The 15,426-nt window shown below is 72.2% G+C and carries 15 protein-coding genes; 5 read left to right on the top strand and 10 right to left on the bottom strand.

Annotated elements, in window-relative coordinates:
- Nucleotides 1-36: 36 nt before the first annotated feature.
- Nucleotides 37-1,158 (bottom strand): NADP-dependent malic enzyme, encoded by a 1,122-nt coding sequence (locus Cs7R123_RS36950; protein WP_212834981.1) that lies wholly within the window; start codon nucleotides 1,156-1,158, stop codon nucleotides 37-39.
- Nucleotides 1,159-1,354: 196 nt separating this feature from the next.
- Entirely contained in the window at nucleotides 1,355-1,672 is a 318-nt protein-coding gene (locus Cs7R123_RS36955) for a S26 family signal peptidase (RefSeq protein WP_280517349.1), read from the bottom strand.
- A gap of 78 nt (nucleotides 1,673-1,750) precedes the next feature.
- On the opposite strand from Cs7R123_RS36955, the gene sodN reads away from it, so the two are divergent.
- Complete coding sequence (sodN, locus tag Cs7R123_RS36960) at nucleotides 1,751-2,146, top strand: superoxide dismutase, Ni (protein WP_212833569.1); 396 nt, start codon at nucleotides 1,751-1,753, stop codon at nucleotides 2,144-2,146.
- A gap of 154 nt (nucleotides 2,147-2,300) precedes the next feature.
- Complete coding sequence (locus tag Cs7R123_RS36965; protein WP_212834982.1) at nucleotides 2,301-2,702, top strand: anti-sigma regulatory factor; 402 nt, start codon at nucleotides 2,301-2,303, stop codon at nucleotides 2,700-2,702.
- 377 nt (nucleotides 2,703-3,079) lie between these two features.
- On the opposite strand, the gene Cs7R123_RS36970 is transcribed toward Cs7R123_RS36965, so the two are convergent.
- The gene (locus Cs7R123_RS36970; RefSeq protein ID WP_212833571.1) at nucleotides 3,080-3,475 is read right to left on the bottom strand and encodes a hypothetical protein; all 396 of its coding nucleotides are present in this window, start codon (nucleotides 3,473-3,475) and stop codon (nucleotides 3,080-3,082) included.
- Nucleotides 3,476-3,770: 295 nt separating this feature from the next.
- Here Cs7R123_RS36970 and Cs7R123_RS36975 point away from each other — a divergent pair, with 295 nt between their 5' ends.
- Together Cs7R123_RS36975 and Cs7R123_RS36980 are read left to right on the top strand one after the other, a co-directional pair.
- Entirely contained in the window at nucleotides 3,771-4,715 is a 945-nt protein-coding gene (locus Cs7R123_RS36975) for a diacylglycerol kinase family protein (RefSeq protein WP_212833573.1), read from the top strand.
- Between the two features lie 411 nt (nucleotides 4,716-5,126).
- On the top strand, nucleotides 5,127-5,381 hold the full coding sequence (locus Cs7R123_RS36980) for a WhiB family transcriptional regulator (protein ID WP_212833575.1): 255 nt from the start codon (nucleotides 5,127-5,129) through the stop codon (nucleotides 5,379-5,381).
- A gap of 148 nt (nucleotides 5,382-5,529) precedes the next feature.
- Here Cs7R123_RS36980 and Cs7R123_RS36985 read toward each other — a convergent pair whose 3' ends face one another.
- From Cs7R123_RS36985 to Cs7R123_RS37010, 6 genes are all read right to left on the bottom strand, one after another.
- Nucleotides 5,530-6,285 (bottom strand): sirohydrochlorin chelatase, encoded by a 756-nt coding sequence (locus Cs7R123_RS36985; protein ID WP_244872378.1) that lies wholly within the window; start codon nucleotides 6,283-6,285, stop codon nucleotides 5,530-5,532.
- Nucleotides 6,275-6,985 carry a phosphoadenylyl-sulfate reductase gene (locus tag Cs7R123_RS36990; RefSeq protein ID WP_244872379.1) on the bottom strand — a complete coding sequence of 237 codons (711 nt, stop codon included), beginning with the start codon at nucleotides 6,983-6,985 and terminating at the stop codon, nucleotides 6,275-6,277. Before Cs7R123_RS36990 ends, Cs7R123_RS36985 begins: the two co-directional genes overlap by 11 nt.
- Nucleotides 6,982-7,179 (bottom strand): hypothetical protein, encoded by a 198-nt coding sequence (locus tag Cs7R123_RS36995; RefSeq protein ID WP_212833578.1) that lies wholly within the window; start codon nucleotides 7,177-7,179, stop codon nucleotides 6,982-6,984. Before Cs7R123_RS36995 ends, Cs7R123_RS36990 begins: the two co-directional genes overlap by 4 nt.
- Entirely contained in the window at nucleotides 7,176-8,882 is a 1,707-nt protein-coding gene (locus tag Cs7R123_RS37000) for a nitrite/sulfite reductase (RefSeq protein WP_212833579.1), read from the bottom strand. The genes Cs7R123_RS36995 and Cs7R123_RS37000 overlap by 4 nt, the downstream gene beginning before the upstream one ends.
- 393 nt (nucleotides 8,883-9,275) lie before the next feature.
- Nucleotides 9,276-10,802: a sensor histidine kinase gene (locus Cs7R123_RS37005; RefSeq protein WP_212833582.1), complete on the bottom strand. Its 1,527-nt coding sequence runs from the start codon at nucleotides 10,800-10,802 to the stop codon at nucleotides 9,276-9,278.
- A gap of 64 nt (nucleotides 10,803-10,866) precedes the next feature.
- Nucleotides 10,867-11,898, bottom strand: a complete 1,032-nt coding sequence (locus Cs7R123_RS37010) for an SIS domain-containing protein (protein WP_212834988.1) — start codon at nucleotides 11,896-11,898, stop codon at nucleotides 10,867-10,869.
- Between the two features lie 203 nt (nucleotides 11,899-12,101).
- Between Cs7R123_RS37010 and Cs7R123_RS37015 the strand changes: the two genes are divergently transcribed.
- Nucleotides 12,102-13,673, top strand: coding sequence for a tetratricopeptide repeat protein (locus Cs7R123_RS37015; RefSeq protein ID WP_212833584.1), 1,572 nt, complete (start codon nucleotides 12,102-12,104; stop codon nucleotides 13,671-13,673).
- Nucleotides 13,674-13,734: 61 nt separating this feature from the next.
- Here Cs7R123_RS37015 and Cs7R123_RS37020 read toward each other — a convergent pair whose 3' ends face one another.
- Nucleotides 13,735-15,333: an MDR family MFS transporter gene (locus tag Cs7R123_RS37020; protein ID WP_374707075.1), complete on the bottom strand. Its 1,599-nt coding sequence runs from the start codon at nucleotides 15,331-15,333 to the stop codon at nucleotides 13,735-13,737.
- Between the last annotated feature and the right edge of the window lie 93 nt (nucleotides 15,334-15,426).

Genomic DNA, 15,426 nt, shown 5'->3' on the forward strand with positions numbered 1-15,426 from the left:
TCGCGACGCGGGACGGGCGAGGTGGGCTGGGATGGGTCAGCGGGTGACGGCGTCGCGGTGGGCGGCGTCGGCTACGGCCGCCGCCACGGCCGGGGCCACGCGCGGGTCCAGCGGGCTGGGCACGATCGCGTCGGGGCTCAGGTCGGCGGCGACCACGTCGGCGATGGCGATCGCCGCGGCCAGTTTCATCCCCTCGGTGATCCGGGTGGCGCGGGCCTCCAGCGCACCCCGGAAGATGCCCGGGAACGCGAGCACGTTGTTGATCTGGTTCGGAAAGTCGCTGCGCCCGGTCGCGACGATCGCGGCGTACCGCGCGGCGACCTCCGGGTGCACCTCGGGCGTCGGGTTGGCCAGCGCGAAGATCATGGCGCCCGGCGCCATCCCGGCGACCGCCTCCTCCGGGATCTGCCCGCCGGACACTCCGATCAGCACGTCGGCACCGGACAGCGCGGCGGCGATGTCGCCGCGCACCCCCTCAGCGTTCGTACGCTCGGCGAGCTCAGCTTTTGCCGAGCCCGCGACCAGGTCGGGCCGCCCCAGGTGGATCGCGCCGCGCGAGTCGCACACCACCAGCGCGGCCGGGTCGACCCCGCCCGCCATCAGCATCTTCGCCACCGCGACGCCTGCCGCGCCGGCGCCGGAGATGACCACGCGCAGGTCGCCGAGCTTGCGCTCGGTCAGCGTCGCGGCGTTGCGCAGGGCGGCGAACACCACCACGGCGGTGCCGTGCTGGTCGTCGTGGAACACGGGGATGTCCAGCGCCTCCACCAGCCGCCGCTCGATGTCGAAGCAGCGCGGCGCGGAGATGTCCTCCAGGTTGATGCCGCCGAAGCTCGGCGCGAGCGCCTTCACGATCGCCACGATCTCGTCGGGGTCCTGCGTGTCCAGGCAGACCGGCACCGCGTCGACCCCGCCGAACTGCTTGAACAGGACCGCCTTGCCCTCCATCACGGGCAGCGCGGCCTTGGGCCCGATGTTGCCCAGGCCGAGTACGGCCGAACCGTCGGTGACGACCGCGACGGTGTGCCCCACCCAGGTGTAGTCGTACGCCAGCGACGGGTCCTGCGCGATCGCCTCACAGACGAGCGCGACACCCGGGGTGTACGCCAGGGACAGGTCTTCTCGAGTGGCCAGGGGCACGGTGCTGGCGACGACCATCTTGCCGCCTCGGTGCCGTTCGAACGCCGGATGCTCCACGGTGGACTCCCATAGTCTCAACACACGGGCCGGTCGAGATCAACGACGGGTCAGCGTTGACACGGCGCGGCGGAGTTCACGGGGTTCTCCCGAGGTCAGGAGTTTATTCCTGGTCGTATACATGATCAACGACCGGGGTGTCCGGTTGGCGGATTTTTCACACTCCCTTGCCCAGACGCACCCGGGGACGGGGCCAGTAGCGCAGCACCACCCGGCCGACGACGTCGGCCACGCCGTACGCCCGGGAGTCGTCGGCGACCAGGTCGTTGTCGCCGCGAAGCCACCACCCGCCGTCGCGAGCCGACTCGGCCCGCTTGATTACCAGCAGGTCAGGCCGGGTACGGAAGCGTGCGATCACCACGTCGCCCGGCCGGACCGCCCGGCCGCCGCGACACACGAGCAGCATGTCGCCGTGCCGGAACGTGGGCACCATGGACGGTCCCCGCACGATGACGGGATACAGCGGCCAACGCAATGTGTTCTCCTCACCGGTATAGGGTCGACCTGGGGATCATTGTCCCGTTCAGACCTACCGCATCTCATGGAGGACCTGATGCAGTTCTTCAAGCCGCGCACGGTGGTCAGCGCGCACTGCGACCTGCCCTGCGGCGTGTACGACCCGGCGCAGGCCCGGATCGAGGCCGAGTCGATCAAGGCCATCTGCGAGAAGTACCAGGCCAACACCGACCCCGAGTTCCGTACCCGGGCGCTGGTGATCAAGGAGCAGCGGGCCGAGCTCGTCAAGCACCACCTGTGGGTGCTGTGGACCGACTACTTCAAGGCCCCGCACTTCGAGAAGTACCCGCAGCTGCACCAGCTGTTCAACGAGGCCACCAAGCTGGCCGGCGCGGGTGGCGCGAAGGGCCAGGCCGACCCGGCCGTGGCCGAGCAGCTGCTGGGCAAGATCGAGGAGATCTCCAAGATCTTCTGGGAGACCAAGCAGGCCTGATCGCGGCCGATCCTCCCGGTGTGCGGCCAGCGTGGGCGGCACACCGGGAGGCCGCGTACCGGCCGCGCGTGCGGGATTCAGCCCGCCGCAGAACGCGCGCAGGTGCCCGGCCATGAGCTAGGCTCCGCGCCGGGGGGTTGGCGAGGTGAGTCAGATTCTGCACAGTACGGCGGTGCCGCTCGCGGACAACGTCGTGGCGGTCACCGTGCCCGCTGACGGCGGCTGGCTCGGCATCCTGCGTACGGCCACGGCCGGGCTCGCGGCCCGACTGCGGTTCGCCGGCGACAAGATCGAAGATCTTCGCATCGCGGTCGACGAGGCCTGCGCGATGCTGCTGGTCATCGCACCGTCCGGTGCCGACCTGCACTGCCGGTTCGAGATCGGCGAGGCGGAGCTGGGCGTGGTCGTCTCCGCCCCGGTCGACGGCCGCAAACGGCTGCCCGACGGCTCGGCCTTCGTCTGGAAGGTGCTCAACGGACTGACCTCGCGGGTCGAGGTCGAGCAGTCCGCCGATAGCGCCAGCATCCGACTGGTCACCGAACTCCCCCACTCCTGACCCGCCACGGCCGGGCGGCGCGCTCACGCCCCGTGCTGCGGCAGCCCACGCCGCGCCCGCCGATGATCGCCGTTCTCGGCCACAAACTGTGGCTGGAACGCACCCCGTGACCTCAAACGGCGATCATCGCCAGAAGATCACGGGTTCCGGGCAGGAAGAACCTCGGGCGCCGCTGGCCATGGAGTCGATCAGGAAGTTGTGCACGCGACACGCCGTCGAACACGGCCATAAGTTCATGATCAACGGTGAGGGGCGGGGCGGCCCCGGCGACGGGGCGGGAGGGGCGGCGGCTACCGGCCGGGCGGGCTACCCGCCGGCCGAGCGGGCTACCCGCCGGGCGGGGCGGGCTACCGGCCGGGGCGGGAGGGTGGGTGGGGTTACCAGCCGAGGGTGCGGGTGGTGGCGGGGGCCAGGACGCAGGCGATGACGCCGCCGGAGACGGCCAGGACGGTCCAGCCGAGCAGGGGCTGACCACCGGTGATCATGAAGTAGGCCGGGGCGAGCAGGAGCAGCTCCAGGGCCAGTACCGGGCCTCGGGCGCGGGGGCTCCGGCGCAGCAGGAGGCGGGCACCCACGCCGAGCCAGGCCGCGATCGCCACCGCGAACACCGTCACACCCGCCGCGATGCGCATGTCGGTCGCCTCGGCGGTCAGGTCCGCGTACAGGAGCACGCCCGCGACCACCGTCACCGCCAGGGCCTGCAGCACCAGCAGGGCCACCGCGCCCAGCAGGGACGCGGGAAGCCGGGTCGTGGTCGAGCCGGAGTCGGACATGGTTCCCCTTTCGCTCCCGAGACCCTAGCGCGCCATCCCCGCCCGCTCCCCCTCCGCCCAAGCACGCCCTACCGCCCCGCGGCGCCGTCGGGCAGTTTCGGGGAAAGTGCGGGAATCTTGGCCCGGACGGCCGCACTTTCCCCGAAACTGCACCCGTGCACACCGTTCGAGGCGCAGGGAGCGCGCTGGGAGCGCGCCGGGCGGGCCGGGCGCGCGGGGCCGCGGCGCGAGCGGTGGGTCACGGAGTGCGGACCAGGGGTTAGGGCAGGTGGGCCGGACCGGTACATTGCCGGGCATGCGAGGTCTGCTCGTCGTGAACCCGAAGGCCACCACCACCAGCGCGCGCACGCGGGACGTGCTCGCCGACGCGCTGCGCAGCCGGATGGACCTGACCATGGGCTACACCCGGCGCCGGGGGCACGGGTTCGACCTGGCCCGCGACGCCGCGACGGCGGGCATGGACGTGGTGGTCGCCCTGGGCGGGGACGGCACCGTCAACGAGGTCGTGAACGGCCTGATGGCCGCGGAGCGCGGCGAACAGACCCCGGCCCTGGCCGTGGTGCCCGGCGGATCCACCAACGTGTTCGTGCGCGCGCTGGGCCTGCCGCGCACCCCGGTCGACGCGACGGCCGTGATCCTGCACGCGCTGCGCGAGGGCCGGCACCGCCGGGTCGGGCTGGGCCGGGCCGACGACCGCTACTTCACCTTCTGCGCCGGGATCGGGCTGGACGCCGCCGTGGTGCGCCGGGTGGAGCAGGCCCGCCGCAAGGGCCGCCGCTCGACGCCGGGGTTGTATCTGCGCTCGACGCTGGGCCAGTACTTCTTCGATCCGGGCCGCCGCCGGCCGGGGCTGACGCTGGCCGAGCCGGGCGAGGAGAGCGAGGCCGGGCTCGCGAACGTGATCGTGCAGAACACCGCGCCGTGGACGTATCTGGGCGAGCGCCCGATCCACGCCAGCGCCCGCGCGTCGTTCGACACGGGGCTCGATGTACTGGCGCTGCGGGGCCTCCACCTGCCCAGCACCCTTCATACGGTCACCCAGATGCTGTCCCGTCAGCCGGACGATCCCGCCGAACGATCAGACATGGACGGCGACAAGGTGATGATCCGGCACGACCTGGCGGAATTCGAGGTCCGTTGCGACACGCCGCAGGCGTTCCAGCTCGACGGCGATTATCTCGGTGAGCGCGAAAAGGTGAAATTCACCTCGGTGCCCGGGGCCCTGCGCGTAATCTGCTAAGAAGCGCCGCGACACGGGGATCCGCCGCGCATCTGTGTCGATGGGCACACGTGACACACACTGGAAACACTGGCGACGCCTAACCGGCGGTACTACATTGATCACTGACTGTCGCTAGTCGGGGTCTGGGGTCACGCCCGGTGATCTGGACAAATCGGTCGTGAGCTTGCTCACCCGTCTGTCCTAATTTCGAGCACCCCCCTTGACATCGCGGGAGTTCGTGAAAGCATTCACAAGCGTACCGAGCGCTGAATCTGTTGCCCGTATACGCGCCGCCGGTTTCGGTAGCGGTCAGTGATGACTGGATCGCATCCAAATCGCCTCACGCGCGTTCGCATACAGAGAAGCCCGCAACGTACCAACAAGCCTCAGCATGTCCCACTGCCATCACCAGCAAGGAGTGTTTCCGCCATGGACTGGCGCCACCATTCAGTCTGCCGTGACGAAGACCCGGAGCTGTTCTTCCCGATCGGGACGTCTGGCCCCGCTCTTCTTCAGGTCGAGCAGGCCAAGGCGGTGTGCCGTCGTTGCCCCGTCGTCGACGAGTGCCTGAAGTGGGCGCTGGAGACGGGCCAGGACGCCGGCGTCTGGGGCGGGATGAGCGAAGAGGAGCGGCGCGCTGTCAAGCGCCGTGGCGGCCTTCGGGTCCGCGCACACTCTCTCTGAGCAACAACCCGCAACACCGCTCGCACCACCGCCACAAAACGTAGAAAGCCCCGATGAGCATTGTTGCTCCGGGGCTTTTACGTTGCCCGGCCAACTCACGCACGGTATCGGGAGAGTGGCACTGAGCGCAAATCGTTGGAAACGGCCCTCAGGCGGCCGTCAGCGCGAGCTGCGGTGCCGCGGCATCCGCTGCTGCCAGCACAAGCCGTACGAGCTCTCTGGCCGCCCCCAGCGGCGCCGCCGCCCCCACGGCGCCCGCCTGTAGCGCATCGGACATCACCGTGTCGTACAGCCGACCGGGCGCGAGGAAGTACGCCGCGGCGGCCACCCGCCGCGCTCCCGCCGCCCGCAGTGCGGCGACCGCGTCGGCCCCGCCCGGACCGCCCGCGCTGGCGTACGCCACCTCGCACGGCACCCCGAGCCGCCGCCCCAGCTCCGCCGCGACCCCGGCCACGGTGGCCCGGCCGGAGGCGACGCTGGTGCCCGCCGCGGCCAGCACCACCGCGTCGTATTCCGGACACGCCTCGCGCAGCCGCCGCACCAGCCCGGCCAGCAGCGGCTCCGACACCGTGCCGAGGGTGTCCGCGATCGCGCAGTCGAAGCCCGCGACCTGGGCCGGCAGATCCACCCGGCCGTGGTAGGCGCGGGTCAGCAGCACCGGCACCACGATCGGGGCGGGGGCACCGCCGGCGCGCAGCGCCGACAGCACCTGGGCCGGGGTCGGCTCGGCCAGTTCGAGGAAGGCCGAGCGCACGTCCAGCCCGGGGCGCGCCGCGGCGACCCCGCGCGCCAGCGCCCGGGTGGACGCCTGCGCGCGCGGATCGCGCGAGCCGTGCGCCACCAGCACCAGCGGGATCGGCTCCCCCGCCGGCGCCAGCGGATGGATCATGACCTCACGCGGCATGCAGGCCGCATTCGGTCTTGTCGAACATGGCCCAGCGCCCGGCGCGGGCGTCCTCGCCCGGCTCGACGCGGCGGGTGCACGGCCAGCAGCCGACCGAGCCGTAACCCTGGTTGAGCAGCTGGTTGACCGGCACGTCGTGGGCGGCGATGTAGTCGTCGACGTCGGCCTGGGTCCAGTTGGCCAGCGGGTTGACCTTGACCTTGCCGCGGGCGTGCTCGAAGTGCACCACGGGCGTGTTCGCCCGGCTGGGCGACTCGTCGCGGCGCAGGCCGGCGCCCCAGGCCTCGTACTCGGCCAGCGCCTGCTCCAGCGGCCGCACCTTGCGCAGGTAGCAGCAGGAGTCCGGGTCGCGGGAGTACAGGTGGGGGCCGTACTGCTCGTCCTGCTCGGCCAGGGACAGCTCCGGGCGCACCGTGCGCACCGTCACCGGGATGGTGCGCGAGGCGATGTCGCGCACCCGCAGCGTCTCGCCGAAGTGCAGTCCGGTGTCCAGGAAGACCACCTCGATCCCGGGCACGACCCGCCCCGCGACGTGCGCGAGCACCGCGTCGGCGAACGAGCTGGTGATGCAGAAGCGGGCTCCGAAGGTGGCGGCGGCCCAACCGATGATCTCCTCGGTCGGGGCGCCCTCCAGCTCCTTGCCCGCGCGGGTGGCGAGCTCGATCAGTTCCTCGGTGGTGCGACGCGCCTGCACGGTCACGGCGTCTCCCTCCCCAGCAGGCCCAACATCTTCAGCGCGAACACCCGTCGGCAGGCCCGGCACTCCCACTGCCCGTGCGTCGAGGGCGCGGGCTCGTCGTCGTCTGTCTCCGGGCCCGCGTGCGGCCGCAGGAACTGCTCCTCGCCGCAGAACGGGCAGTAGTACGGCACCGCGCGTTGAGCACCCTCGCTCATCGAAGTTCCTCTTCGTCCACGCGAAGCACCCATTCGGCGAACGGCTCGGTCGCGTCCTTGCGGCCGTCGAGGTACCGGCGCACCAGGCGCTCGGCGTACTCGGGCAGTTCGTCGGCGGTGGTCTTGAGGCCGCGCAGCTTGCGGCCGAAGTTCGGGTTCTGGCCCTGCGCCATGCTCAGCGCACCGCCCAGGTGCACCTGGAAGCCCTCGACCATCTCGCCGTTCGGGCCCGGGACCAGCTGGCCCTTGAGCCCGATGTCGGCGACCTGGGTGCGGGCGCAGGCGTTCGGGCAGCCGTTGACGTTGATCGAGACCGAGCCGTCGATCCGGCCGAACACCTGCTCCAGGTGCGCCACGGTCCTGGCCGCGGTCGCCTTGGTCTCGACGATGGCCAGCTTGCAGAACTCGATGCCGGTGCAGGCCATCGTGTCGCGCCGGAAGCTCGACGGCCGGGCCTGGAGCCCGATCGCGTCCAGCGCCGCGACCAGCGACTCCACCTGCTCCTCGGCGACGTCGAGGACGAGCAGCTTCTGGTACGGCGTCAGCCGCACCCGCCCCGACCCGTGCGCCTCGGCGATGTCGGCGACCTGCGCCAGCACCGTGCCACTGACCCGCCCGGCCACGGCGGCGACGCCGACGTAGAACTTCCCGTCGCGCTGGCGGTGCACGCCGATGTGGTCGATGGCGTGCTCGGGCAGCACCGGCGCCGGACCGTCGACGAGCTTGCGGCCGAGGAACTCGTCCTCCAGGATCTGGCGGAACTTCTCCACGCCCCAGTCGGCGATCAGGAACTTGATCCGGGCCCGGGCGCGCAGGCGGCGGTAGCCGTAGTCGCGGAACAGGCGGGCGACCGCCGCGTACACCTCGGCGACCTCGTGCAGCGGGATCCAGGCGCCCAGGCGCTGGGCCAGCATCGGGTTGGTGGACAGGCCGCCACCGACCCACAGGTCGAAGCCGGGGCCGTGCTCCGGGTGCACGACGCCGAGGAACGAGATGTCGTTGGCCTCGTACGGCACGTCGGCCAGCCAGGAGACCACGGACTTGAACTTGCGCGGCAGGTTGGACAGCGCCGGGTCGCCGATGTACTTCTCGACGATCTCCTGGATGGCCGGGGTGCCGTCGAGCACCTCGTCGGCACTGACGCCCGCCACCGGGCTGCCCATGACCACGCGCGGGGTGTCGCCGCAGGCCTCGGTGCTGGACAGGCCGACCGCCTCGATCTCCCGCCAGATCGCCGGCACGTCCTCGATCCGCACCCAGTGCAGCTGGACGTTCTGGCGGTCGGTGATGTCGGCGGTGTCCCGGCCGTACTTGATCGACACGTTCGCGACCGCGCGCAGCTGGGCCAGGTCGAGCTGACCGCCGTCGATGCGGACGCGCATCATGAAGTATTCGTCGTCGAGCTCGTGCGGCTCCAGGACCGCGGTGCGCCCGCCGTCGATGCCGGGCTTGCGCTGGGTGTAGAGCCCCCACCAGCGGAGCCGGCCGCGCAGGTCGGCCGGGTCGATCGAGTCGAAGCCGCGGTGGGCGTAGATGTTCTCGACGCGGGCGCGCACGTTGAGCCCGTTGTCGTCCTTCTTCGTGCGCTCATTGGGGTTGAGGGGCTCGCGGTGGCCCAGCGCCCACTGACCCTCTCCGCGCGGCTTGCGCGCAGCCCGGCCCGGGGTGGTGGCTGCCGGCGTGCTTGCTGCTGGTGCTGCCATCGCAGCGTCCTCCTGTGATCGGCTAGAGCGAGGACGCGCCCTGCGCGCCGCTCCGCGGATCACGCGGATTCAAGCATGTGGATGCTTCGGCGCGGGGGTCGCGCCCGGTTTCAAGAAAGAGAAAACGGACCGGGCGCTCAGCCGGCCGGACAGATGGCGCTGCGGACGCGGCCGAAGTCGATGTGGCGGCGGGCGGTGAGCCCGAGCCCCATCAGGCGGCGGCTGGCAGCGGGAGTCATGCAGTCACTCTCTCACGGCCGCCGACCCCGTGCCAATCATCGTCGGCGCGACGTCCCACATACTGACGCGCACGTGACGCAGATCGCTCCCGCCACGCGGGCATCACCGGCCCCGGCGGCGCCCGTCGTTAAAGGCTCGTGAACGGCGGCGCGCTCAGCGCTCGCGCCGGGCCAGCGGGACGGTCAGGACCGCCTCGGTGCCGCCGCCCTCGCGGTTGCGCAGCTCGATGCTGCCGCGCAGCTCGCCGGTGGTGAGCGTACGGATGATCTGGAGCCCGAGCCGCTTGTTCGCGGTCGGGTCGAAGTCCTCGGGCAGCCCGCGGCCGTTGTCGGCCACCACCACCCGCAGCTCCCGGCGGGCCCGCTCCACGTGCACCACCACCTCGGCGCCGCTGGGCACACTGCCCCCGACCGCCTCGAACCCGTGCTCGACCGCGTTGAGCAGCAGCTCGTTGAGCACCATCACCAGGGGGGTGGCGATCTCGGCGGGCAGCACGCCGAAGGTGCCGTCCCGGCGCGTGCGCACCGGCGACTCCGGCGACGCCACCTCGGCCGCCGCGTTGGCCACCCGGTCCACGATCCCGTCGAACTCGACCGCCTCGTCGGCCGACATCGCCAGCGTCTCGTGCACCAGCGCGATCGAGGCGACCCGGCGCACCGACTCCTCCAGCGCGGCCCGCGCCTCGGGCAGGGTCACCCGCCGGGCCTGCAACCGCAGCAGCGCCGCCACCGTCTGGAGGTTGTTCTTGACCCGGTGGTGGATCTCGCGGATGGTCGCGTCCTTGGTGATCAGCGCGCGGTCGCGCCGCTTCACCTCGGTGATGTCGCGCACCAGCACCAGCGCGCCGATCGGCACCCCGGCGGGCATCAGCGGCAGCGCGCGGCTGAGCACGGTGGCCGTACGCGCCTCGATCTCCTTGCGCGGCGGCGCGTCCCCGCGCAGCGCGCCGAGGATGCGGTTGCTGGCCTCCGAACCCTCCAGCGGGTCCTCGGCGAGCCGGTTGAACAGCGCGGCCAGGTCCTCGCCGACCAGGTGGGCCGAGAAGCCCAGGCGCCGGATCGCCGACTGCGCGTTGGGCGAGGCGTACGTGACCTTGCCGCTGCCGTCCAGCCGGATCAGGCCGTCGCCGACGCGCGGGGCCGACGTGGTCTCCCCCGCGTGCCGGGTTGCCGGGAACGTGCCGTCGGCGATCATCTGGGCCAGGTCGTCGGCGGTGGTCAGGTAGTTCAGTTCGAGCTGGCTCGGGGTGCGGGCGGTGGAGAGGTTGGTGTCGCGGCCGACGACGGCCATGACGTCGCCCGCCTCGCCGTCGGCGCTGCGGCGGCGCACCGGGATGGCCTCGTGGCGGGCGGGGGTGTCGCCGTACCAGACCGGGTCGCCCTCGCGCCAGATCCGGCCCTGCTCGCGCGCCACCGCCAGGTGGGCCACCTCGGCACCGTGCGAGATCCGGCCGACCTGGTCGTCCTGGTATGCCGTGGGTGCCGTGGTCGGGCGCACCTGCGCGACGCACAGGAACGCGGGCGACCCGGCCGCGTGGTTGTCCACCGGCACCCACAGCAGCAGATCCGCGAAGGACAGGTCGGAGATCAGCTGCCAGTCCCCGGCGAGCCGGTGCAGATGATCGATATCGGCCGGTCCCAGGGAGGTGTGCTCCTCCACCAGCTCACGCAGTGTCGACACGAGTGAAGCCTCTCATGCCCGCACCCTGCGGCGACGCCGAGCCGGGAACGGCTCAGCCCCGGCATCAGAGCGTGGTGGTGACCTTCTTCAGCCCGCGCGGGGCGTCCGGGTCGTTGCCCCGGGCCAGCGCCAGCTCCATGACCAGCTGCTGCACCGGCAGGATCTCCAGCAGCGGGGCGTAGCGCTCGTCCACGGCGGGCACCGGCAGCTGCGCGTGCGCCCCGGCGACCTGCTCGGGGCCGACCGCGACCACGTCGGCACTGCGCTCGTCGAGCCGGGCCAGCACGTCGCGCATGGCCTGCCCGCCGGGGCCGTTGCCGACGAACGCCAGCACCGGCACGTCGGGCTGGGTCATCGCCAGCGGGCCGTGCAGCAGGTCCGCGCCGGAGAACGCCAGCGCGGGCAGGTACGAGGTCTCCATGAGCTTCAGCGCCGCCTCGCGCGCCGACGGGTACGCGTAGCCGCGGCCGGTGGTCACCATCCGCGCGGCGAACCGGTAGCGGGCCGCGAGCTCGGCGGCGGTGGGGTCGGCGAGGGTCTGCGCGGCCAGCTCGGGCAGGGCGGCCAGGGCGGCCTGCTCCTCGGCGGGCAGCGTGCCGCCGCCGCGGATGCCCTCGACCAGCTGGAGCAGCGCGAACAGCTCCGCGGTGTACGTCTTGGTCGCCGCCACGGCGCGCTCGTGCCCGGCGGCCACGTCGATCGACAGCTCGGCGGTCTGCGCCAGCACCGAGTCGGGCGCGTTGGTGACGGCCAGCGTGAGCGCCCCGGCCTCGCGGGCCACGCGGACGACCTCGGTGAGGTCGGGCGAGCCGCCGCTCTGGGAGACGCCGACGACCAGCGCGTGCGACAGGTCGGGGCGGGCGCCGAAGAGGGTGATCGCGCTCGGCGAGGCGAGCCCGGCGGGCAGGCCGAGACGGATCTCGGTGAGGTACGACCCGTACAGCGCGGCGTGGTCGGAGGTGCCGCGGGCCACGAACACCACGTGCTTGGGCTGGCGCTGCGCGATCACCTTGGCGACCTGCGCGATGGCACCGGCGTGGGCCGGCTCCAGCAGACCCGCCATCACCTGCGGCTGCTCGGCGATGTCGGTCGCCATCCCGTTCCCGCGCTCCACCATGTCCATCCCCACCATTCTCCGTCGCGCATCGGGGCGGTTCCACCGCACTGCGCAGTCGCCGCTCAGTTCGTGCGCAGTCTTGCACGATTACGCCCGCAAGGGCAACACTGCGCGCACTAATGAGCAGGCTCACACATCGGCGCTCATTGCTCTAGCCTGTCTGCCATCGAGGGGAGGAACCCATGTCGGACGGCGTCGACGACCCGCACCAGGAGGCGCTGGGCGAACTCGCCCTCGCCGCCCTGGCCTGGGACGAGCAGGACTTCGAGCACGCCGCGAACCACCTGTGCGCGGCCCTGGCCCACGAGCCGACCCTTCCCGAGGCGCACGAGCTGCTGGCCCGGCTGGCCGCGCGCGACGACGACGGCGGCGTCGCCCTGTTCCGGCCCGGACGGCGCGCGTTCATCGGGCAGGTCGTGGCGTACGCGCACGTGCTGGCCCGGCGCGGGGACGTCGTCGACGCCCTGTCGCTGCTGGCCCAGGCCACCGCGCACGACCCCTCCCGGCCCTGGGCCGACGTCGCCTGGGTGCACGCGGTGGACCCGGGCCGGATCAACCCCGAGCACCTGGTCGGCGTGCTGCTGACCGTGCTCGGCGCGCTGCCCGACCCGGCCCCCGCGCCGGTCGCCGCGGCCAACCGCGCCTACCTCGTGCTGGCCGAACGGGCGCTGACCGCGTTCCCGCGCGCGGCGCTGCTGCACGGGGCGGCCTCCGGGGTGGCCCGGCGGATGGGCGCGGTGCCGCTGGCGCTGCGCTGGGCCGAGCGCGGGGCGTACCTGGAGTCGGGCAAGCTCACCGAGATGTGGCGGGCCAACGCGCTGCGCGCGGACGGGCAGCTCGACGCGGCCGTGGCGGCGATGCGGGCGGCGCAGCGGCACGACCCCGACGACCTGGCCGTCACCTCCGACCTGGCCATCTGGCTGACCGAGGCGGGGCGGCCCGACGAGGGCCTGCGGCTGATCGAGGCGGCGGTGCGGCGCGACCCGACGTACGACTGCGCCGTGCACACCGCACACCGGCTGCGGTTCCTGGCCGACGGCGACCCCGGCCACCTGGTGGCGCTGGCCGACTTCATGCGCGCCCAGCCCTCGGGCAGCCACGAGCACCTCGACCTCGACGAGTGCTGCGAGGCGCTGCCGTGGCTCGGCTACGTCCCGCCGCCGACCGGCGCGCCGTCCGGCCCGGCCGCCCCGTTGCGCGGCGGCGGCGAGCTCGACGCGCTGCTCGACCTCGACTGGGGGCCACCGCCCTCGCGATACGACCTGGCGATCCGGCTGTCGTCGCTGCGCACCGAGGACCTGCTGGCCGTGCTGCACGCCGCCGAGGGCGGGGACGCGGGCGCCCGGCGGCGGCAGCTGTGGTGCTGCCTCGGGCTGCTGCACCACCGCACCGGCGAGCCGTGGGCCACCTCGACCCGCCGCCGCACGCTGGTCGACCTGGCGTTCGGCCCGGCCGACGGCGCCGCCGAGGCGGCACTGTACGCCCTGGCCACCGCCGCGTGGGTGGATCCGGACTGCCGGGCCGACGTGGCCGAGCTGGTCGCGGCGCGCTTCGACGCGGCCGCCTCCGCCGAGGGCGGCGCGACGGTGGCGCAGCTCGCCTTCATCACGCCGGGACTGGACGAGGCGGTCCGGACCCGGGTCTGGGCCGTCTGCGCCGGGCACTGGCCCCGGCCGTACACCCCGATGGCGCACCGGGCACTGCCCGCGCCGCCGCGGCGCTCCTGGTTGGACCGCCTCCTGCGCCGCCCCTGACCCCGGACAGGCGGCAGCCCCGGCGACAGGCGGGTCGCCGGGGCTGCCAGGTCTTGCGGGATCAGTCGATGGCGACCAGCGGGCGCAGCTCGGCCTCGCCCTCGGCACCCTCGGCGGCAGGCTCGGCGCCGCGCAGCGGCACCTCCTTGATGAACCAGGCCGCGACCGGGACCAGGATCGCGAAGCCCAGCGCCCACCAGAACAGGCCCGAGGTCGCGAACGAGATGCCGTGGATCACGATCTGCTTGACCGCCGGCGGCAGGGCGTCGAGCTGGGTCGGCTGGAGCGCACCGATGTTGATGCTGCCCATCGAGCTGCCCGCGCCGGCCGGGACGTTGGCGGCGATGTCGTCCTTCAGGCGGTTGATGAACACCGCGCCGAACAGCGACACACCGAACGAGCCGCCGATGGAGCGGACGAACGTCGCGGTCGAGCTGGAGACGCCCAGGTCCTTGCGGTCGACGCTGTTCTGCGCGATCAGCATGGTGGTCTGCATCAGGAAGCCCATGCCGATGCCCAGGAGCAGGATGTAGATCGACGACTCGGTCCGGCTGGTGTCGGTGTCCAGGCGGGTGAGCAGGAACATCGAGACCGCGAGCACCACGCCGCCGAGGATCGGGAAGATCCGGTACTTGCCGGTCTTGGTGATGGTGCGGCCCGCGACGACCGAGGTCACCATCATGCCCGCCATCATCGGCAGCAGCAGCAGGCCGCTGTTGGTCGCCGAGGCGCCCTGGACGGTCTGCATGTACAGCGGCAGGAAGGAGATCGCGCCGAACATCGCGAAGCCGACCATGAAGCCGATGATCGAGACCAGGCTGAAGTTGCGGTTGCGGAAGATGCCCAGCGGCAGGATCGGCTCCGGAACCCGGGTCTGGGTCCACAGGAAGACGCCCAGCAGCAGCACGCCCGCGACGGCCAGCCCGATGATCTCCTTCGAGCCCCACGCGTACTTGGAGCCGCCCCAGGTGGTGATCAGGACGAGCGCGGTCACGCCGACGCTGAGCAGCGCGGCGCCGATCCAGTCGATGCGGTGCTCGGTGCGGTACTTCGGCAGGTGCAGGGTGGTGGCCAGCACGAACAGGCCGACGCCGCCGAGGGGCAGGTTGATGTAGAAGGCCCAGCGCCAGTCGGCGTGGTCGGTGATGAAGCCGCCGATGAACGGGCCCGCGATCATCGCGACACCCATGATCGCGGCCATCATGCCCTGGTACTTGCCGCGCTCGCGCGGGGGCACGAGGTCACCGATGATCGCCATCGCGCCGACCATCAGACCGCCGCCGCCGAGGCCCTGCAGCGCCCGGAAGGCGATCAGCTGGGTCATGCCCGAGGCCGGGTCGATCTCGCCCGCGGCGCCCGACAGGGCCGAGCCGATCAGGAAGATCACGATCGAGGTCAGGAAGATGGTCTTGCGGCCGTACAGGTCGCCGAGCTTGCCCCAGATCGGGGTCGAGATGGTGGTGCCGAGCACGTACGCCGTGACCACCCAGGAGAGCTTGTCCAGGCCGCCCAGCTCGCCGACGATCCGCGGCATCGCGGTACCGACGATCATGTTGTCGAGCATCGCCAGCAGGATGGCGAGCATCAGACCGGGCAGCACGACCTTGAGGTTCGGCTTGGGGATTGTCGGGGATGACGCCCGATCTAGGACTTCGGTCACGGGGGAGGCTCCGCTTCTGATTACCGGCTTGCTTACTTGCCGCCCGGCTAGATAATTTACTAGCCGTACGGTAAGTTACTTACTTGCCGCCCG

The organism is Catellatospora sp. TT07R-123 (assembly GCF_018327705.1).
Classification (GTDB): Bacteria; Actinomycetota; Actinomycetes; order Mycobacteriales; family Micromonosporaceae; genus Catellatospora.

What these genes read in the sequence shown, in the direction of transcription:
- Cs7R123_RS36985 (WP_244872378.1), bottom strand. Translation starts at nt 6,285, where the DNA reads ATGCCGCGTGAGGTCATGATCCATCCGCTGGCGCCGGCGGGGGAGCCG.
- Cs7R123_RS36975 (WP_212833573.1), top strand. Translation starts at nt 3,771, where the DNA reads ATGCGAGGTCTGCTCGTCGTGAACCCGAAGGCCACCACCACCAGCGCG.
- Cs7R123_RS37000 (WP_212833579.1), bottom strand. Translation starts at nt 8,882, where the DNA reads ATGGCAGCACCAGCAGCAAGCACGCCGGCAGCCACCACCCCGGGCCGG.
- Cs7R123_RS37015 (WP_212833584.1), top strand. Translation starts at nt 12,102, where the DNA reads ATGTCGGACGGCGTCGACGACCCGCACCAGGAGGCGCTGGGCGAACTC.
- Cs7R123_RS36995 (WP_212833578.1), bottom strand. Translation starts at nt 7,179, where the DNA reads ATGAGCGAGGGTGCTCAACGCGCGGTGCCGTACTACTGCCCGTTCTGC.
- Cs7R123_RS37010 (WP_212834988.1), bottom strand. Translation starts at nt 11,898, where the DNA reads ATGGCGACCGACATCGCCGAGCAGCCGCAGGTGATGGCGGGTCTGCTG.
- sodN (WP_212833569.1), top strand. Translation starts at nt 1,751, where the DNA reads ATGCAGTTCTTCAAGCCGCGCACGGTGGTCAGCGCGCACTGCGACCTG.
- Cs7R123_RS36950 (WP_212834981.1), bottom strand. Translation starts at nt 1,158, where the DNA reads ATGGTCGTCGCCAGCACCGTGCCCCTGGCCACTCGAGAAGACCTGTCC.
- Cs7R123_RS36970 (WP_212833571.1), bottom strand. Translation starts at nt 3,475, where the DNA reads ATGTCCGACTCCGGCTCGACCACGACCCGGCTTCCCGCGTCCCTGCTG.
- Cs7R123_RS36980 (WP_212833575.1), top strand. Translation starts at nt 5,127, where the DNA reads ATGGACTGGCGCCACCATTCAGTCTGCCGTGACGAAGACCCGGAGCTG.